At 64.5% G+C, this 18,483-nt stretch carries 21 protein-coding genes; 11 read left to right on the forward strand and 10 right to left on the reverse strand.

Annotated features, from left to right (window positions below; all coding sequences use genetic code 11):
- Positions 1–162 precede the first annotated feature (162 nt).
- A complete protein-coding gene (locus RFM41_RS07765; protein WP_320247760.1) occupies positions 163–600 on the forward strand; it encodes a metallopeptidase family protein in 438 nt (145 codons plus the stop codon).
- Positions 601–772: 172 nt separating this feature from the next.
- Here RFM41_RS07765 and RFM41_RS07770 read toward each other — a convergent pair whose 3' ends face one another.
- Together RFM41_RS07770 and RFM41_RS07775 are read right to left on the reverse strand one after the other, a co-directional pair.
- A complete protein-coding gene (locus tag RFM41_RS07770; RefSeq protein WP_320247759.1) occupies positions 773–979 on the reverse strand; it encodes a DUF1737 domain-containing protein in 207 nt (68 codons plus the stop codon).
- A gap of 78 nt (positions 980–1,057) precedes the next feature.
- Complete coding sequence (locus RFM41_RS07775) at positions 1,058–1,939, reverse strand: HpcH/HpaI aldolase/citrate lyase family protein (protein WP_320247758.1); 882 nt, start codon at positions 1,937–1,939, stop codon at positions 1,058–1,060.
- 719 nt (positions 1,940–2,658) lie between these two features.
- Between RFM41_RS07775 and RFM41_RS07780 the strand changes: the two genes are divergently transcribed.
- The 4 genes from RFM41_RS07780 (at position 2,659) to RFM41_RS07795 (ending at position 7,266) form a co-directional block, all read left to right on the forward strand.
- Positions 2,659–3,357, forward strand: coding sequence for a response regulator (locus RFM41_RS07780; protein ID WP_320247757.1), 699 nt, complete (start codon positions 2,659–2,661; stop codon positions 3,355–3,357).
- A gap of 59 nt (positions 3,358–3,416) precedes the next feature.
- A complete protein-coding gene (locus tag RFM41_RS07785) occupies positions 3,417–4,916 on the forward strand; it encodes a sensor histidine kinase (protein WP_430691519.1) in 1,500 nt (499 codons plus the stop codon).
- Positions 4,917–4,945: 29 nt separating this feature from the next.
- Positions 4,946–6,112 carry an NAD(P)/FAD-dependent oxidoreductase gene (locus RFM41_RS07790; RefSeq protein ID WP_320247755.1) on the forward strand — a complete coding sequence of 389 codons (1,167 nt, stop codon included), beginning with the start codon at positions 4,946–4,948 and terminating at the stop codon, positions 6,110–6,112.
- A 269-nt stretch (positions 6,113–6,381) separates the two neighbouring features.
- Positions 6,382–7,266, forward strand: coding sequence for a hypothetical protein (locus tag RFM41_RS07795; RefSeq protein WP_320247754.1), 885 nt, complete (start codon positions 6,382–6,384; stop codon positions 7,264–7,266).
- Between the two features lie 42 nt (positions 7,267–7,308).
- Here RFM41_RS07795 and RFM41_RS07800 read toward each other — a convergent pair whose 3' ends face one another.
- From RFM41_RS07800 to RFM41_RS07815, 4 genes are all read right to left on the reverse strand, one after another.
- Entirely contained in the window at positions 7,309–7,860 is a 552-nt protein-coding gene (locus RFM41_RS07800) for an SRPBCC family protein (protein ID WP_320247753.1), read from the reverse strand.
- A 39-nt stretch (positions 7,861–7,899) separates the two neighbouring features.
- The gene (locus RFM41_RS07805) at positions 7,900–8,349 is read right to left on the reverse strand and encodes an SRPBCC family protein (protein WP_320247752.1); all 450 of its coding nucleotides are present in this window, start codon (positions 8,347–8,349) and stop codon (positions 7,900–7,902) included.
- Positions 8,346–8,660 carry an ArsR/SmtB family transcription factor gene (locus tag RFM41_RS07810; protein WP_210242039.1) on the reverse strand — a complete coding sequence of 105 codons (315 nt, stop codon included), beginning with the start codon at positions 8,658–8,660 and terminating at the stop codon, positions 8,346–8,348. Before RFM41_RS07810 ends, RFM41_RS07805 begins: the two co-directional genes overlap by 4 nt.
- An 83-nt stretch (positions 8,661–8,743) precedes the next feature.
- Complete coding sequence (locus tag RFM41_RS07815) at positions 8,744–9,169, reverse strand: GNAT family N-acetyltransferase (RefSeq protein ID WP_320247750.1); 426 nt, start codon at positions 9,167–9,169, stop codon at positions 8,744–8,746.
- Between the two features lie 184 nt (positions 9,170–9,353).
- Between RFM41_RS07815 and leuD the strand changes: the two genes are divergently transcribed.
- The 5 genes from leuD to RFM41_RS07840 all read left to right on the forward strand — a co-directional run bounded on the left by leuD (position 9,354) and on the right by RFM41_RS07840 (position 12,843).
- Positions 9,354–9,959, forward strand: a complete 606-nt coding sequence (gene leuD / locus RFM41_RS07820) for a 3-isopropylmalate dehydratase small subunit (RefSeq protein ID WP_320247749.1) — start codon at positions 9,354–9,356, stop codon at positions 9,957–9,959.
- Between the two features lie 215 nt (positions 9,960–10,174).
- Positions 10,175–11,122, forward strand: coding sequence for an Ivy family c-type lysozyme inhibitor (locus RFM41_RS07825; RefSeq protein ID WP_320247748.1), 948 nt, complete (start codon positions 10,175–10,177; stop codon positions 11,120–11,122).
- A gap of 340 nt (positions 11,123–11,462) precedes the next feature.
- Complete coding sequence (locus tag RFM41_RS07830) at positions 11,463–11,825, forward strand: YkvA family protein (RefSeq protein WP_320247747.1); 363 nt, start codon at positions 11,463–11,465, stop codon at positions 11,823–11,825.
- A 253-nt stretch (positions 11,826–12,078) separates the two neighbouring features.
- Positions 12,079–12,582 (forward strand): invasion associated locus B family protein, encoded by a 504-nt coding sequence (locus tag RFM41_RS07835; RefSeq protein ID WP_320247746.1) that lies wholly within the window; start codon positions 12,079–12,081, stop codon positions 12,580–12,582.
- Positions 12,583–12,594: 12 nt separating this feature from the next.
- The gene (locus RFM41_RS07840; protein WP_320247745.1) at positions 12,595–12,843 is read left to right on the forward strand and encodes a hypothetical protein; all 249 of its coding nucleotides are present in this window, start codon (positions 12,595–12,597) and stop codon (positions 12,841–12,843) included.
- A 2-nt stretch (positions 12,844–12,845) separates the two neighbouring features.
- On the opposite strand, the gene RFM41_RS07845 is transcribed toward RFM41_RS07840, so the two are convergent.
- Both RFM41_RS07845 and RFM41_RS07850 read right to left on the reverse strand, forming a co-directional pair.
- The gene (locus tag RFM41_RS07845) at positions 12,846–14,195 is read right to left on the reverse strand and encodes a chloride channel protein (RefSeq protein WP_320247744.1); all 1,350 of its coding nucleotides are present in this window, start codon (positions 14,193–14,195) and stop codon (positions 12,846–12,848) included.
- A 182-nt stretch (positions 14,196–14,377) separates the two neighbouring features.
- Positions 14,378–14,677, reverse strand: coding sequence for a hypothetical protein (locus tag RFM41_RS07850; RefSeq protein WP_320247742.1), 300 nt, complete (start codon positions 14,675–14,677; stop codon positions 14,378–14,380).
- A 328-nt stretch (positions 14,678–15,005) separates the two neighbouring features.
- On the opposite strand from RFM41_RS07850, the gene RFM41_RS07855 reads away from it, so the two are divergent.
- A complete protein-coding gene (locus tag RFM41_RS07855; protein WP_320247741.1) occupies positions 15,006–16,436 on the forward strand; it encodes a DHA2 family efflux MFS transporter permease subunit in 1,431 nt (476 codons plus the stop codon).
- Between the two features lie 50 nt (positions 16,437–16,486).
- On the opposite strand, the gene RFM41_RS07860 is transcribed toward RFM41_RS07855, so the two are convergent.
- Together RFM41_RS07860 and RFM41_RS07865 are read right to left on the reverse strand one after the other, a co-directional pair.
- On the reverse strand, positions 16,487–17,653 hold the full coding sequence (locus RFM41_RS07860) for an alpha-D-ribose 1-methylphosphonate 5-triphosphate diphosphatase (protein WP_320248083.1): 1,167 nt from the start codon (positions 17,651–17,653) through the stop codon (positions 16,487–16,489).
- A 58-nt stretch (positions 17,654–17,711) separates the two neighbouring features.
- The gene (locus tag RFM41_RS07865; protein ID WP_320247739.1) at positions 17,712–18,479 is read right to left on the reverse strand and encodes a phosphonate C-P lyase system protein PhnL; all 768 of its coding nucleotides are present in this window, start codon (positions 18,477–18,479) and stop codon (positions 17,712–17,714) included.
- Positions 18,480–18,483: the final 4 nt, after the last annotated feature.

The following is an 18,483-nucleotide window of genomic DNA, read 5'->3' on the forward strand; positions in this document are numbered from 1 at the left end:
TTGTTCCTGTTATGTTCTTATAGATTCCAGAGGGCTTCGGAAGAGTCAAGCGGAGTCACAAGGAATTTATTCCTTCACTCTTTACCCTCGGGGAAGTCCGCCAGCTGGCTCATTTGCCTCTATCGGCGCGAAAGCCTATATGCCGGGATCAAAGGACATTTCATGGCCCGTATCTATAAGACACGCACCTGGCACGACCAGCTCTCGCCATCGATGGACGAGATGGAGCTTCTGGCGCTGGAGAGCTATGCCCATCTGCCGGACGAGTTCCGCCAGCTCACCGGCGAGATCATCATCCAGATCGCCGAGTTCCCGACCGACGAGATCATGGACGACCTGTCGCTGGAGACCCCCTTCGACCTGCTTGGCCTGTTCGAGGGACGCGGCATCGCCGAGCGCTGGAACCCGCAGACCGGCGAGGGTCCGAACCGCATCACGCTCTACCGCCGCGCCATCCTCGACTACTGGGCCGAGAACGAGGAGACGCTGGGCGATATCGTCACCCATGTGCTGATCCACGAAATCGGCCACCATTTCGGCCTGTCGGACGACGACATGGAGCGGATCGAGGAAGCCGCCGAGCAAGTGGCGCCGGGCTAAGAGACTGTTTGGAAATTCTACTCCGGCGGCCATCTGGCGGCGCTTTCTGCGCTTCCGGTGACTCAAGTGGCGCCGGGTAAAAGCGCACGTAGCACAGCGGCGGACGCCTCGTTCCTTCGCGCCCCCCTCTGCCCTGCCGGGCATCTCCCCCTCTTGGGGGGAGATTGGCTAGCTACCAATCGCTCAGCTTGGTGTCCGGCGTGTAGTCCTGGCCCTCGACATCCTTCACCACGGCCTGGCCGCAGCGCATCGACTTGGTCTTCTTGTCATAGGCATAGGTCGGCGAGCCGAACAGGTGCCAGCCCTTGTTCAGCGCCGCCGTCACCTTGTGGCAGAAGGTGGCGTCGTCCGGGCCGGTGAGGAAGCGGTAGAGTTTCATGGATCGATCCTGTCGTGCCTAACCTGTCGTGCCTAATCTGTTGGCGGAAAGCCGGGCCTGAAAAACCCGCCCGGCGCATCATGCGCCGATGAACGCGGCCTTCGCCAGAAGTTTCTCGGCTTCCGCCAGATGCAGCCGCTCGACCATCTTGCCGTCCAGCGCAATCACGCCCTTGCCGGCATTTTCGGGCCGCGCGAACGCATCCCTGATCGCGTGGGCCCTGGCGAGCGCTTCCGCCGACGGCGAGAAGGCGCGGTTCGCCGGCTCGATCTGGGCAGGATGGATCAGCGACTTGCCGTCGAAACCCATGGCTGCTGCTTCCCCGCATTCGCGGGCAAAGCCGTTAAGGTCGCGAAAATCATTGGCGACACCGTCGATCACGTCGAGGCCGCCGGCCCGCGTCGCGAGCACCAGCTGCATCAGCCAGGGCATCAGATAGCGCCGGTCGGGCGTCGCCAGGATGCCGGTCGCCTTCACCAGGTCGTTCGTTCCGGCCACGAAACAAGCCAGGCGCGACGCAGGATCGCGACCAAGCTCGGCAATGGCGCCGATGTTGAGCAGCGCCCTGGGCGTCTCGACCATCGCCCATAGTTTCACGCTGTCCGGCGCGAAATTGTCGTCGAGCAGGTCGCCGGCTTCGAGGATGTCGCGCGGCGTGCCGATCTTGGGCAGGAGAATGCCGTCGGGCTCGGCCTTGGCCACTGCCAGAAGATCGTCGGCGCCCCATTCGCTGGCCAAAGGATTGATGCGCACCACCATCTCGCAGCGCCGCTCGGGGCGCGTAGCCAGGATGCCGGCAATCTTGTCGCGCGCGGCCTTTTTGTCAGCGGGCAGGACGGCGTCCTCGAGATCGATGATGACGGCGTCGCAGGCAAGCGAGCCGATCTTGGCGAGCGCCTTGTCGTTCGAGGCCGGGATGTAAAGCACCGAGCGGCGCGGGCTGTAGGGTTCTTGAGCCATGGCCGATCTATGCCGGGTGAAGCGGGATGAGGCAAGGCGCGAAGGAATCGTCCTCAAAGAGGGCATCACAATCGCATAAGGCAGCGCTGACCCCCTCTCCGTCTCGGCGCTGCGCGCCGAGCCACCTCTCCCCCATTTCATGGGGGCGAGGAAACGCCAACCGTCAAGGGCGCGGCCTTTGCAAGGTTAGGTTCCTCGCCCCCGCCAAAGGCGGGGGAGAGGTGGCTCGGCGAAGCCGAGACGGAGAGGGGGAGCGCCCTGTGCGATTATCATGTCTCAAGGGGAGATTGCCCCTGCACGAAAACTGCAAATCCTTGCGGAAAACCTCCTCCAATCCGCCGCGCCCTTACCGCGCCCGTTGGCGAGAAGGCCGCCATGCGAACCCCTCACATATACCGCTGGTCCCTGCCGCGCCGGCTCCGCAATGACGGCTGGTGGCTCGTCGAGCCGCAAAGGCCATGCCATCAGGCGCGCATCCTGCTTTTCGCCCCGAGGTCGCGCCAGACGGTGGGGGCGGACACGCGCCGAGGAGAGTCCGGCGATGACGCTCTTTGCCGACCCTGCCATGGGCTTCGCACAGGCATGCGCAAATGCCCAAGCCCTTTGTCGCTTCACCACCTTGTCCCGATGCAGCTCCGGACCGAAAACAATTTCGCACTTTTCCTTGGAATTGCTCTAATCCTGCCGTCACCCAAGCTTATCCGCCGGGCTATTGATCGATGCCGCACAACATACTCGTCGCCGACGACGACCCGCATATCCGCGAGATCATCTGCTTCGCGCTGGAAAAGGCCGGCATGAAGACGGCCGCCGTCGCCAACGGCGCCGCGGCGCTGCAGGCGGTCGAGCGCCGCGCGCCCGACCTCATCGTGCTCGATATCGGCATGCCGGAGATGGACGGGCTGGAGGTCTGCCGCAGACTCAGGCAAAAATCCGACGTGCCGGTGCTGTTTTTGTCCGCGCGGGATGAAGAGATCGACCGCATCCTCGGGCTGGAGATGGGCGGCGACGATTATGTGACCAAGCCGTTCAGCCCGCGCGAGCTCGTCGCCCGCGTCAACGTCATCCTGCGGCGCGCGCGGCCCGCGTCGGTCGAAGAAGAAGCGGACGACCGTCAATTCGCGCATGGCAAGCTCATGCTCGTCCCGGCAAGCCATGAAGCGAGCTTCGACGGCAGGCCGCTCACCTTGACGGCGATCGAATTCGCGATCCTGAAAGGCTTCCTCGCCCGCCCGCAGCACGTGCTTGGCCGCGACGCGGTGATGGCCAATGCCTATGCGTCCAACATCCATGTCTCGGAACGCACGGTCGACAGCCACATCCGCAACGTGCGGGCCAAGCTGGCGGCGGTCGGCTGCCTCGACGTGATCGCGACGGTGCATGGCGTCGGCTTCCGGCTCGGCCGATGCGGTGGTTGAGCAAGGAAAGGTGGCGGCCGCGGCTCGCCACCGTCGTCATCGCCATCCTGATCGTCGTCATGGCGCTGCCGCTGGTCGGGCTGTTCTTCTTTCGGCTCTATGAGAACCAGCTGATCCGCCAGACCGAGGGCGAGCTGATCGCGCAGGGCGCGGTGGTCGCGGCCATCTACGCCCAGGAAGTGCGCGCCGCCGGCATTCCCCAGGACAGACTGGGTGAGCCGATCTCGGCCGATCCTGCCAAGGACAACAACTATCCCTATGATCCGGTCGAGCCGCGGCTCGACCTTGCCTCCGACGATGTCATGCCGATGCGCCCGGCGGCGCTTCCCGCCAGCCCCGACCCGGCCTTCGCGGCCATCGGCGTCCGGCTCGACGGCATTCTCGATGAGACGCAGAAAACGACGCTTGCCGGCTTCCGCCTGCTCGATCCGCACGGCGTGGTGATTGCCGGCGGCGACGAGGTCGGCCGATCGCTTGGCGATGTCGAGGAGGTGCGGACCGCGCTTTCAGGCCTCTATGCCAGCGAACTGCGCTTGCGGATACCCGACCAGCCCGCGCCGCCTCTCTATTCGGTCAGCCGCGGCACCAGGGTGCGCGTCTTCGTGGCCATGCCGGTCGAGCTCGACGGCCGGGTCGCTGGCGTCGTCTATCTGTCGCGGACGCCGAACAACATCGTCAAGCACCTCTATGGCGAGCGCGGCAAGGTGACGTTGGCGGCGATCACGATCGTCGGCGGCACGCTTCTGATCGCGCTGGTGTTCATCCGCACCGTCAGCCGGCCGATCTATGCGCTGATCGAGCGGACGAAGCGCATCGCCGCCGGCGATCGCGAGGCGATCAGGCCGCTCGCCCATCACGGCACGCGCGAGATGGCGGCGTTGTCGACGGCCTTCCTCGACATGGCGACCAAGCTGCAGGCGCGCTCCGACAGCATCCAGACCTTCGCCACCCATGTCTCGCATGAATTGAAATCGCCGCTGACGGCGATCCAGGGCGCGGCGGAGCTGCTCAGGGATTCGGGAGGCGCGATGGACGAGGCCGAGCGCAAGCGCTTCTCCAACAACATCGTCACCGATGCCGGGCGGCTCAATCTCCTGGTGCGCCGGCTGCTCGATCTGGCGCGCGCCGAAAACCTGGAGCCGAGCGGCGAGAGCACGACGCTTCATGCGGCACTGGCGTCGTTGCCGATCGACACAAGGCTGGAAGCGCGGCTTGAAGGCGGCGGCGATATCAGGCTCGGCATCTCGGCGGAGAATCTCGGCATCGTGCTCGCCAACCTCATCGACAATTCGGCACGGCATGGCGCCCGGCAGGTGGCGATCCACGCGTCAGCCGATAGCGAGCGCGCGTCGGTCCAGATCGGCGACGATGGCGACGGCATCTCGGCCGCCAACCGCGCCAGGATCTTCGAGCCGTTCTTCACCACGCGGCGCGAATCCGGCGGCACCGGCATGGGGCTCGGCATCGTGCTGGCCCTCCTGAAAGCGCATGATGGCATGATCAGGCTGGTTGACTCCGAACGCGGCACGCGCTTCGAGATCGACTTGCCGGTTGCGTGAGCGCGCGACCCGCCGGATTTGGAGAAAAAATGCGCTACGACATCGTCATCATCGGCGGGGCCATCGTCGGGTCCTCGGTCGCCTATTACCTGCGCGAGGAGGGCTTTACCGGCTCGATCGCGCTGATCGAGCGCGATCCGCAGTTTTCCCACGCGGCGACGACCTTGTCGCTGGCCTCGATCCGCCAGCAATTCTCGATCCCTGAAAACATCCGCCTGTCGCAGTTCACGCTGAAGCTGTTCCGGCGGCTGAAGGAAACGTTCGGCGCCGATGCCGATATCGGCTTTCGCGAGGGTGGCTATCTGATCCTTGCCGGCGAGGCCGGGTTGCCGATCCTCAAGGCCAATCACGAGACACAGGTCGCCGAGGGGGCCGACATCCTGCTCGAGGAGGCCGGGCAATTGGCGCGCCGCTTCCCATGGCTGTCGGTCGAAGACATCGCCGCCGGCGCCTTCGGCCGCAGCGGCGAGGGCTGGTTCGACGCGCATGCGCTGCTGACGCTGTTCCGCAAGGCGCTGCGCGACAAGAAGATCGATTTCATCACGGCTTCCGCCACCGGTATTTCGCGCGACGGCAATCGCGTCACCGGCGTCAGCCTGGACAATGGCGAGGTGCTGGAAGCCGGCATTGTCGTCAACGCCGCCGGGCCGAATGCCGGCAAGGTCGCGGGTTTTGCCGGGCTCGATCTGCCGGTCGAGCCGCGCAAGCGCAATGTCTTCGTCTTCGAGGCGCGCGAGAAATATGCCGACATGCCGCTGCTGGTCGATCCGTCCGGCATCTATGTGCGGCCCGAAGGCTCGGTCTACCTCACCGGCGGCGCCGAGCCGGAGGAAGGCGATGTCGCGCCCGATCCCAAGGATTTCGATGTCAACTGGCCGCTGTTCGAAGAGGTGATCTGGCCGACCTTGGCCACCCGCATCCCGGCCTTCGAGGCGATCAAGCCGACGCGCGCCTGGGTCGGTCATTACGACTACAACACGCTCGACCAGAACGGGGTGATCGGACCGCATCCGGAGGTTACGAACTTCCTCTTCGCCAACGGCTTTTCCGGCCACGGCCTGCAACAGGCGCCGGCGGTCGGCAAGTCGCTCGCCGAGCTCATCGTGCATGGCGGGTATCGGACGATCGATTGCAGGGCGTTCGGCTATGAACGGGTGGCGCAAGGAAGGGCGTTCAGGGAACTGAACGTGATTTGAGCGGAAAGCCCGGGCTAAGGCAGATATTCGTGGGGCACCCCACGAATATCTGCCTTAGCTCTGTTGGTTTTCGCAGGTTCTGATCGCAAAACCGCGGGACACTTTTGCGGAACCTGCGGTGGGCCGACTATATTCAGTCCTGCTGATAAATACCGTTGCCTCCTGCCGGCTGTGTCATGCTACTGTAGGTCCGCGTTGGGCGCGTGGGGCAAACAGTGTCTGGAAAGGCTGTCGAAGTTTTTCGGCGCACAAGGGGAGTCCAACTCCTGTTGAGGCTCCGTCACGAGATTCTGTACCGCCAGTTTCTGGGCGCCGCCGCGTCAAAAGGCCGTGCGTTCGCCAGGGACCTGGGCGGGAAGGATTTGAGCGAGAAGGATCTGAGCGGGAAGGCGGGGCGGAACTACTGCTTCACCATCGCATTCAACACCCCCTGGATCATCGACGTGCTCACCAAGGCCTGGCAGGTGTTCCCAACCGGGACCCGGCTTGTGGTGATCGACAATTCACCGAAGCAGGATGCGCGGGCTTCGATCGAAGCGATCTGCGCGCGGCGCGGGGTCGCGTATTTCCGGCTGCCCAGGAACTTCGAGACGAATCCCTCCAGATCGCACGGCATCTCCCAGACCTGGGTCTTCCATAACATCGTCAAGCACCTCAAACCCGACATGTTCGGGTTCATCGATCACGATTGTTTCCCGGTCAGCCCGATCGATATCGCGCAACGCGTCGGGGGCAAGATCGGTTACGGGCTGCCGCTGCACGCCGAGTCCAGCTACCTGTACAAGGCAGCCGCAGACGAACCCGGCTGGTATTACTGGGCCGGCCTCTGCTTCTACGATTTCGCTGCCGTGGAGCACACGAAGCTCGATTTCAGAAATCGGCTCGACATCGGAATGGATACTGGCGGCGGCAACTGGCCGGTCCTGTATTCGAAGCGTCCCACCAGGGAATTCGAGATGGCCCGGTCAAATTCCATCGCGGTGAATGTCGAGGGGAAAGTCGCCAACTATGAGCTGCTCGACGAAGCCCTTTTCCACGTGGGCGGCGCCTCCTACCGCTCGCTCGCGACAAATCCGGACTATCGTCGCCAGCTGTCGGACCACATCTGGAAAACCTACCTGGGCGGGACCCAGGATCGCCTGGTCCCTAGCTGAGCCTAAAGCGCGTCGCGATCTTTCAGATTCGCTCCATGCGCTTTAGGTTTTTGATTTTACGCATGTCTTTATCCCGAAACCGGTTCCCACTTTCGGGAGACATGCTTTAACCCGGCTATCCCGGTCGAAATACCGTTGCAACCAACCAAGCACACGTGCCCAATCGTCGGCATGTTCGGGCGCGGCTTCCGCAAATCCCGCGAATCCACCATGGCAGATGGTGAGCCGCGTGCCATCGCCGATCGGCTCAAGCAGATAAGCGACCGTCGTTTCATGACGCCCCAGCGTTGGGTGGTTCCAGTCGTAGCGTCTTGTCTGCACGATCCGGCGCGGCGTCTCGATTTCGAGGAATTCGCCGCTGGCGGGCAGATGTTGACCATCAGCCGTTTCCACGACGGTGTTCCAGCGGCCGCCGGCGCGGAGGTCGGCGGTCCAGCCGGTCATGCGGTAGGTGTCGGTCGAACCCCACCAGCGCTCGACCTCAGTTGTGACCAGCGCCGCCATGACCTCGTCCGGCGAGGCGGGAAGGTCGGCCGCGGCCATCACCGTCTCGGCATTCGCCATGGCCTGCGGCCAGGATTGCCCGAGCATCATCGCAACCTCCTTGGTTCGTTCCGCCTTCGAAACGATACTTCAACCCTTTGACGGCGGGCGCTCGAAGCCCTTGCCGGTCTCGAGCAGGCTCTTGAGGCTCGCCAGCACCAGCGGCCAGCCCTTGGAGACGTTCGGGATCAGCCTGTGCGGGCCGTCGGCCTCGTGGAGGACGGCGAGCTTCATCAATTCACCGTCCTGCTCGATGGTGAAGGTGCAGCGCGTGTAGCCGTCTTCCTTCACCTCGGGCAGCCATTCGTTGCGCCATTTGATCACCAGGCGGCGTGGCGGGTCGATCTCGAGGATCTCGCCGGAGTCGGCGACGCGTCCGTCAGGGAAGACGAGCTTCCAGCTCGAGCCGACCTTCCAGTCGCTCTCCTGATAGGAGCAGAGGAAGAACTGCCGGTTGAATTCCGGATCCGTCAGCGCTTCCCAGAGCTTCTCAGGCGTTGTGCGGATATAGGTGACATAGACAAAGCTGTTCTCGCTCACGGCTCTTCCCTTTCCAGGCGTTGCTTCAGGTCGCTGAGGGCAGCAAGCCGCCCCCGCTCGAACTTGCCGATCCAGCGCTCGGCGATCTCGTTGATCGGAACGGGGTTGAGGTAGTGCTCCTTCTCGCGGCCCCGGCGCATGGTGGTGACGAGGTTGGCCTCCTCCAGGATCGCCAGGTGCTTGGTCACCGCCTGGCGCGTCATGTCCATGTGCTCGCAGAGCGCGTTCAGCGTCTGCCCGTTCCGGGCATGGAGGCTGTCCAGCAATTGCCGGCGGGTCGGGTCGGCCAAAGCGCGAAAGACGGCATCCATGCTCATGGCCTTAATATGCAACCATTTGGTTGCATGTCAAGCGGGACGGCAGAACCGGGGCAATCACATGCCGGTGAATGACGTCAGCGCTTGCGGGAGAACCAGAAGGCGTCGGTCATGCGCGTCATGCCGATGCGCTGGTAGAAGCCGACAGCGTCGGGCATCGAGATCAGGCTGATGGCGACCGAAGGGCCGAGCTGCTGCCGCGCCTCGTCCATCAGGCCCTTGCCGACGCCCAGCCCTTGCGCCGCCTTCGAGACGGCGAGGTCGGAAATGTAGCAGACCCAAGAGAAGTCGCTCATGCCGCGCGCCACGCCGACCAGTTGCCTGTCCGACCGGTCGAGCCGCGCGGTCAGCACCAGATTGGCGTTGTCGAGCATGGTTTGCAGCCGGGCGGCTTCGTCGACGGGCCTTACCTTGCCGAGGCCGGATTCCACCAGCACGCGGCGAAATTCGGCGACATCGAGGGCGGGTTCGCTGGCATAGAGGATTTTGGACGGATCGGCCATGGCCGCAGACTGCACCAGCCGGCCAGGATTTCGAAGCCGTTTTTAGAGCGTTCCAGTTTGGCTCCGCGCACCCTGCCCGCCATTGGCCCAAGGGCGGTGCACGAACAGTTGCCTTTCATTTGCCGCCGGCTTTGTGTAAACCGTCCGGCAAAATTCACCCGCAAGCCAGAAGAAGACGGGCACCATGGATAAATTCACCAAGCTCACCGGCGTCGCGGCGCCCATGCCGATCGTCAATGTCGACACCGACATGATCATCCCGAAGGATTATCTCAAGACGATCAAGCGCACCGGGCTTGGCACCGGCCTTTTCGCCGAGATGCGCTATAATGAGGACGGTTCGGAGAATCCGGATTTCGTGCTCAACAAGCCGGCCTACCGCAAGGCGCAGATCCTGGTCGCCGGCGACAATTTCGGCTGCGGCTCGAGCCGCGAGCATGCGCCTTGGGCGCTGCTCGATTTCGGCATTCGCTGCGTGATCTCGACCTCGTTCGCCGACATCTTCTACAACAACTGCTTCAAGAACGGCATCCTGCCGATCACGGTCAGCCCGGAAGACCTCGACAAGCTGATGGACGACGCCTCGCGCGGCTCCAATGCGACGCTGTCGATCGACCTGGAAGCCAAGGAGATCCGTGGTCCGGATGGCGGTGTCGTTACCTTCGACCTCGACGATTTCAAGCGCCACTGCCTCCTGAACGGCCTCGACGATATCGGGCTGACCATGGAGAAGGCCGGCGCCATCGCGACCTTCGAGAAGAAGAATGCCGAGCTGCGCCCCTGGGCCTAAGAGACTGTTTGGAAATTCTACTCCGGCGGCCATCTGATGGCGGTTTCTGTGCTTCCGGTGCTCACGGACCTGAATGTCCGCTCCGCTGCGGTTCTCGAAACCACCACCATATGACTCGCCGGAGCGAATTTCGAAACAGTCTCTGAGCGACACGGCTTCAAATCGGTAGGCCTGCCTCGTACCGGCTGGGCTCGCGACTGAATGGAGGGACAGTCATGACACGCTCGCTTCTGGCCGCCGGCGCCTCGGTGGCAATCCTTCTCGCCACGATCGGCGCGAACGCGCAGACCACCGCGCCGGCGACGCAGCCGGCGCCCGCCGCGTCCGACCAGCCGGCCGCTGATCAAGGCGCGTCCGACCAGGGATCGGGCAGCGACCAGGCCGCGCCGGACGACGACAAGCAGGCGCCGATCCCGTTCGAGGGCGGGCAGCTCACCATCACGCAGCCGGAGCAGGACGGCGAGAAGGTGCTGTCCTATGACGGCAAGCAGCTTGCCAGCAATTACGACGTCTTCTTCGACAAGATCGTCAAGATCGGCGACGTCAACGTGGCGCTGGTCGACGTCGGCGACGGCGGCAACCAGTGCGGGCCGGCCAAGGTCATCGTCTGGAAGCCGAAAGACGGTGAGATCCAGACCACCACGGTCGAGCAGGACGAATGCGGCGCGCCGCCGGCCGCTGTCTCCGACGACGCCATCTATTTCGTGCCCTATCTGCTGCCGGGCGATTCCAAGCCGGCGCTGCAATGGTCGCCCACGGAAGGGCTGACGACCTCCGGCAACCTGACCTACACGCCAGAGCCCGGCACCGACTGGAAGGATATCGACCCGTCGAAATACGACAACATCATCGACGCCTTCCACAACGAGGCCGTCTACAAGGCTGGACAGGCGCTGCTGGGCGACGACATGCCCGACATGGCGACCAGCCTGCTGGTCGGCGGCGGCACCGAGAAGACGGCGTCCGGCGCCTTCTACGCCACCGGCTGCGTGCCGCATGACTGCGGCGGCAATGACGGCTTCATGGCCGTCGACCCGGCCAAGCAGAAGCTTTATTTCGCCCGCCGCGGCGACAATGGCGAGCCGCAGGCCTGGCCGGCGCTGAAGGACTGGCCGGACGATATCAAGAAGGCCTATGACGACGCGCAGAGCTCGGGGAATTAAGGTCTTATCGCGACGACCGTCCGCGCCTTCGTCATTCCAGGGCGGAGCGACGCGAAGCGGAGCGTAGACCCTGGAATCCATGCCGTGACCGTTGCCGTAGAATGCGAGGGTCCAGAATTCTGCACGGTGGCGGCGTTTCGGCGTAACACACAGGATGGAGGGACGTTCCGGCCAATCTCCAACGTTGCGATTGCCAACTCGCCTTACACAATGCCAGCGTTGCCAAGTTCGATTTTCACACTGGCGCACCCCCAAACCCTTGCAGCAACCCCCCGCTTTCACCACATTTTCCCGCGGCGGGCCGGTGCAAGCATGCGCGCGGCCGCCAAGGAGTGACTCGATGACGCAACAACCCGGTTTCGATTTCTTCGGCTTCGGCGACAAGCTCGCCGGCGAAGGCGAGGTCCGCGAGAAATTCTGGCGCACCGCCAAGAAGGCGGCGCGGCAGATTCCGTTTATGGACGAAGTAGTTGCCGCCTATTACTGCGCCATGGACAAGGACACGCCGCTGCGCGCCAAAGCAACCCTGCTCGGCGCGCTCGGCTATTTCGTCCTGCCGTTCGATTTCATTCCCGATTTCGTCGTCGGCCTCGGCTACACCGACGACCTTGCCGTGCTGACCGCGGCGATCACCGCCGTCAGTGCCCATATCACGCCGGCCCACAGGCAGGCCGCCAAGGACGCGCTGGCCGACAGGAGCTGACGGCCGCTCGCCTCACGCCCGCAAATCAGCAGGTGCGAAAAGACAAACTCTTGCCGTTTTCGTGGCCTCCAACTCCGCCCCGGGACACGCGCTGACAACCACAGGCGGCGGCGCGGATGGTGGCGGTTTCCTGGGGTGAGTTCCTTTTCTTCGAGGACAATTCACCGTTTGGTAACCCTGATTAAATCAAAATGAAGCGACGGCAGGACGCCACGCGGCCCGCCTCCGCACCATTTGGAATACGGGAAGAACGATGCGCGGATTGATTGCTATAGTTTCCAGCCTGGTCCTGGTGGCCTCGGCAGTGCCGGTTCTGGCGCAGCAGGCGACCAAGATCGGCCAGCACAATGCCTGGGGCACCTACAGCTATCAGTCGGCCGCCGGCAAGGTCTGCTACGTGCTGACCGTGCCCACCGACAAGCAGCCTCCGTCGCTCGACCATGGCGACATGTTCTTCTTCGTCAGCCAGCGGCCCGGGCAGCAGGTTTCCTACGAGCCGCAGTTCATCGCCGGCTACAATTTCCAGGAAGGCTCGAAGGCCACCGTCACCATCGACAAGAAGACCTTCTCGATGTTCACCCGCGGCAAGTCGGCCTGGGTCGAGAACGCCGCCGAGGAACCCGTGCTGATCGCCGCCATGAAGACCGGCTCCGACATGAAGGTGCAGGCGAAGTCCGGCCGCGGCAACCCGACCTCCTATGTCTTCTCGCTGAAGGGCATCTCGGCCGCGCTGGCCTCGATCGCCAAGTGCAAATAGGCTGAGACCCTCTTGGCGGCGGACAGCAACATCGACGGCATCATCATGCAAATGGTGATGGACCGATGGCAGAAGACTGCCATGGTCCTCGCGAAGACCGAAGACGCGCTTCGCAAGGCGGGCGAGCAGGTTTCCTGGGACGACATCGCCGAGCGACTGGAAGCTCTCGATGCGCGAGGCGACATCGAAAGCCAGGGAGATCTGACCCTCTGGCGCAACAGCGAGGTCCGCCTCCCGCAAGTAAAAGCGGAAGAACGGTAAGATCAGCCCCGCGCGGGCTCCACTTCCGCCCTGCGCCGCCGGATCGCCTCGGCGATGAAGACGCGCGACAGCGCATGGTAGAGCGGCTCGTTGGAGATGAGCCTCGCCGTGCCGTAGCCCAGCATCGCGGCGCACATCAGCGCGATCACATTGTCGTGGTTGCCGGTCATCTCGAGGATGATGACGAAAGCCGTCATCGGCGCCTGCACGACGCCGGCGAAATAGCCGGCCATGCCGAGCAGCGCCGCCGTGCCGGTGGCCGTGCCGAAGACCAGGCCGAGCGTGCTGCCCAGCCCCGCGCCCACCGCCAGCGACGGCGCGAAAAGGCCGCCCGGAATGCCCGACACCATCGACAAGAGGCCGGCGGCGAATTTCTCGACGAAGAAGACAGCCGGCAGCGGCGTGCCTTCGATCGCGCCGCGCGCCTGCACATAGCCGGTGCCGAATGTCAGCCCGCCGGACGCGACGCCGATCACCGCCACGGCGAGCCCGCAGATGGCAGCCACGACCAGCGCGCGCGGCAGCGGCTGCAGCGCGTTCCAGCGCCGGATGCGACGCATGATTTTCAGCGCCAAGAGCGAGAACAGCGCGCCGACACCGCCGCCGATGATGCCGCAGGCGAGCACGAGCGGCCAGTCGGTGGCGAAGGCGACCGTGTCCTTGGCGATGCCGAAATAGGTGTAGTTGCCGAGCAGCCCCAGCGAGGCGAGGCCGGCCAGGATCACCGCCGTCAGCACCAGCCCGTTGGTGCGCGCCTCATAGGCGCGGCCCATTTCCTCGATGGCGAAGACGATGCCGGCGAGCGGCGTGTTGAAGGCGGCGGCGATGCCGGCGGCGGAGCCGGCCAGGATCAGGCCGCGCGCCTGCGCCATCCCGCCCCAGCGCGCGGCCTGCAGCATCAGCGACGCGCCGACCTGCACCGTCGGGCCCTCGCGGCCGATCGAGGCGCCGCAGGCGAGGCCGACGATGGTGAGCGCGATCTTGCCCGCCACCAGCCTGAGGGACAGCATGCGGCTGCGGTCATCCTCGTCGCGCAGATGCCGCGCCGCGATCGCCTGCGGAATGCCGCTGCCTTGCGATCCCGGGAAGAAGGAATGCGCAAGCCAGGCGCAGAGGACGAAACCGAGCGGCGTCACCGCAAGCGGCAGATAGAAGCGCCAGCCGCCCTCATTGCCCGTCATGACATGGAACAGGGCCTGCGCGCGGTCGGCGAGCAGGGCGAACAGGACGCTGATAAGGCCGATCGAGATGGCGCCGGCCCAGAAGACGAGACGGGGCTGCCAGACGCGGCGCGACACCCACATGGCGTGTGAGCGCCGCAACATGCGGTATTTTCGCGATATGCCGGCCATGACGTCCTCTTGATGATCATCCGCCCTAGCACACTCGCCGGGGCGATCAACCCGCGAGGGCAGGGCCGGCGCTATGCCGGCAAGGTCGAGGAACGGTGCTTGAGGATCGCGGCTGGAACTGATGGCGGATAACCCGCCGGCACACCGGCCGGCGGGGAGGTCGGCACGCAGGGTCGGCGAGGTTACATCGCCATTTTTTCACATTCGGCCTGGGCCTTCTTGGTCGACGTATCGATCATGTAGGCTTTGCCCTTGGCGTCGGTGATCATCATCATGCAATGCTTGATGGGCTTCGCCATCTTCATCATCTCGGTGCTCATCTTGGCGTCCGGCATCATGGTGCCCATGTGGCCGTCCGGCATGATCGCGGTGACTTGCCCGCCCTTCATCATGGTCATGGCGCCCATCGTGTCCTCGGCAAAGGCCTGCGAGGCGCAAAGACCGGCGAGGCCGGCAATAAGTGCGAGCTTGATCGAGTGCATCTGAACAACTCCCATTGTTGAGGGGCATGGTCGCCCTCTTCCGGTTCGCGGCCGCGTTTCGATTGGTTACGCCAACACGAATATGTGATCGGGTTTCAGCCGAAGGTGGCGGCCACGGGCCGCGTTCCGCTGCCTCAGCGCAGGCCGGGTCAAAATTTGTTGACCTCTGTGCCAGTCGAAATAGCTATCGCTTCGCATCGGTCGGGACATAAAGCAGTCCGGTGCGGTGGGGGTACGGGCCGGCTGGGCCGCACGACATCGACGCCGGCTCGATCGCGGATGGCTCGCAGCGGGCTATCGCTTCCTGCACGACGGAACTGGCGGACAATTGGAACAGCATCTCTTTGCGACCGAGCGCGACCCGCGGCTCAAGCTGATCATCCCGGCAATCGTCGCCATCGCCTTCCTGATGGAACAGCTCGATTCCACCATCCTCACCACCGCTATCCCGGCCATCGCGCAAAGCCTCGACACCACGCCCGTCCGGCTTAACCTTGCGATCACCACCTACATCCTGACTTTAGCGGTGTTCATTCCGGTCAGCGGCTGGTTCGCCGACCGGTTTGGCGCCCGCAAGATCTTCGCGCTGGCGCTTTTCACCTTCACCCTCGGCTCGGTCCTGTGCGGCGTGGCCGACAGCGTCGGCATGCTTTTGGCCATGCGCGCGCTGCAAGGGCTGGGCGGCGCCATGATGACGCCGGTCGGTCGGCTGATCCTGCTGCGCTCTTTCCCGCGCAGCGGGCTGATCACCGCCATGACCTACATGACCTTGCCGGCGATCATCGGTCCCGTCATCGGCCCGCTGCTCGGCGGCCTCCTGACCACCTATGCCTCCTGGCGCTGGATTTTTTACGTCAACGTGCCGTTCGGCCTCATCGGCATCTTCGCCGCCTTGCGCTTCGTCGACGATTTCCACGACGAGGAAGCCCAGCCCTTCGACTTCGCCGGCTTCCTCATGGTGGGGGCCGGCGCCGCTCTGCTGCAGTTCGGCCTGGAGAATATCGGCAGGCCGGTCATTTCCTCGCTGGCGACCGTGCTGGTGCTCGCCGCATCAGTCCTGCTGCTCGTCGCCTTCGGCCGCTATGCGCGCCGCGTCGACGCGCCGGCGGTCGACCTCACGCTGTTCCGCTTCCGCTCCTTCTGGGTCGGTACGCTGGCCGGAGGGGTGTGCCGCATCGGCCTCAACGGCGCGCCGTTCCTTTTGCCGCTGATGCTGCAGGTCGGCTTCGGCATGAGCCCGGTCACGTCTGGATCGCTGACCTTCGTCAGCAGCTTCGGCGCGCTTCTGATGCGGCCCTTGCTGTCATTCTTCTTGCGGCGCTTCGGCTTCAAGGCCGTGCTGAGCGGCAGCGCAATTGTCGGGTCGATGACGGTGGCGGGCTTTGCCCTGCTCAGCGCCGACACCCCGCATTGGCTGATCGGCCTTTATGTCTTCTTCTTCGGCATTGTCCGTTCGGCGCAATTCATGTCGTCCAACACTTTGTCCTATGCCGACCTGCCGGCGGAGAAGCTCAGCCGCGCCACCAGCCTGGGCGGCGTCCTGCAGCAGCTCAGCGTCTCGCTCGGCGTCTCGATCGCCGCCATGGTGCTCGGCCTCGTCTCCGGTCAGATCCATGCGCCGACGGCGGACCAGTTCCACTGGGCATTCCTGCTGACGGCGGTGATTCCGCTGCTGCCTATTCCGGGTTTCTTCTTCCTGCATCCCGAAGACGGCGCGCAGGTCAGCGGCCATCGCCGCAAGGCGGAAGCCGGCAAATAATCGCCCGGTGGGCGTTCAGGCCCGGCGCCCTCGCGGCCTTACGTCCTCTTTCAATGTCCGCGCGCGACAAGCGTGCCATCGCCGTAGATCATGCGGCCGGCGCGGAACGTGGCCCGCACGCGCGCGACCGGCTGGCGGTCCACGACGACGAGATCGGCGAGCAGTCCGGCTTCGATGGCGCCGCGATCCGCAAGCCCCAGCGCCTTTGCCGGATTGGCGCTCGCCAGCGCGACCGCCGCGACAAGGCCGCCCTCGCCCAGTTCCGCCAGGCCGAGCAGCGCCGGCAGGATCGATGCCGGATGATAGTCGCTGGCCAGCATGTCGAGCAGGCCGGCCTGATAGGCCTGGCGAGCCGAAAGATTGCCCGAATAAGAGAGGCCGCGCAGCGCGTTCGGAGCGCCCATGGCCGTATACATGCCCAGCCTGCGGGCTTCCTGCGCTGCCTCCAGGGTAACCGGAAATTCGCTGAGCACGGCCCCCAGGCCATGGACGAACTCCACCTTTTGCAAAGTATCGTCGTCATGCGAGGCGAGCACGATGCCGCGGGCACGCGCGAACGCCGAAAGGCTCTGCAACGTGTCGAGCACGCCGGTATGCTCGCTTCGATCGATCATGCGCTTGCCAACGATCTCGGAGACATCGGCGATGGACATGCCGCGGTCCTTGGCCAGGCGGGCAATATACAGCTCGACGTCGCGGTACTGCCCTTGCCCGGGCGTGTGGTCCATCAGCGAAACCAGGTGCAGCTTGCCGGCGTCGATCAGCCGCTCCAGCACGCCGACCGCCTCGGTGAAGGTCACCTCGAATCGGGCATGGATGCGGTGATCGACCAGGAGCTCGTCCTTCAGCCGGGCCATGGTTTCGATGATCGCCGACGTGTGTTCTTCGGATCGCAGCAAGGCTGCGGTCGCGCTGGCGCCGATGAAGGACAGCGCGGCATAGGCCGTGGTGATGCCGCAGGAGGCCAGCCGCTTGTCGAGCTCGGCGATGCCTATCTCCATCGGCACATGGACGCCGGTGCGTGGCTCCACCTCCCTTTCCACCATGTCGCCATGCATGTCGATGAAACCGGGCAGCAGCAGACGCCCGCCGCCGAGGATATCGGCATTCTCGACGGGCTCGTCGCGGATCTCTGCGATCACGCCGTTCTCGATCCGGACGGCGCCATTGGCAATGACGCGGTCGCGCATGACGATCTCGAATTCGCTAAGCCAGATATGGTGCGGCCGGCCTGACACCTCTCGGCGGGGTTGCGACATGGTTCTGTCCGTCAGCTCAAGCATGGTGCTCTCCGAAAGCAGGCTTGCGTCGTTCTTGACCGGGCTCCGGCACGGCGGTTTCAAGGAGGAATTCCCGATCGACAAGACCGGCGACGTCCTCCGGGTTGTGGAAGACGCCGATCATGGCGACGCCCTGCGCCTTCAGCTCCTTCAGGCGGGCGACCAGCGCCAGGCGGGCGCCACGGTCCAGCGAAGCCGTCGGCTCGTCGAGGAACAGCAGTCGCGGCGGCAGGATCAGGGCCCGCGCCAGATTGACCTTCTGCTGCTCGCCGCCTGAAAATGTCGAGGGATAGGCGGCCCATAGCGACTGCTTGACGCCGAAGGACGACAGCCAGCGACGGGCTTCTGTCAGGGCCTCGCCATGGCCGCTGCCTGCCAGCACCAGCGGCTCGGCAACCAGCTCCTCGGCGGCGACGCGCGGACGCACCTGCAGGAACTGTGTGATGAAGCCGATCTCGCGCCGGCGCAGCAGCGCGATGTCGACATCGGCCGCTTGCGCAAGGTCGATGACGCCGTCGGTCATGTGGAAGAAGGCATGGCCTTGTCCCGGCAGGCAGGACCGGTAGAGCGTGCGCAGCAGCGTCGACTTGCCGGCCCCGTTCTCGCCCTTGAGCAGAATGAACCGGCCGGCGTGGAGGTCGAAGTCGATACCGGCAAAGGCCGGCAGGACGCGGCCGAGATGATGCATCTCGAAGGACTTGCCGAGGCCCTGGACCGACAGCACCAGCCGGGGCGCCGCGTCGGGTGAAAATTGGATGTTCATCGGC

The sequence above is a fragment of the Mesorhizobium vachelliae genome (assembly GCF_033977325.1).
GTDB lineage: Bacteria > Pseudomonadota > Alphaproteobacteria > Rhizobiales > Rhizobiaceae > Mesorhizobium > Mesorhizobium vachelliae.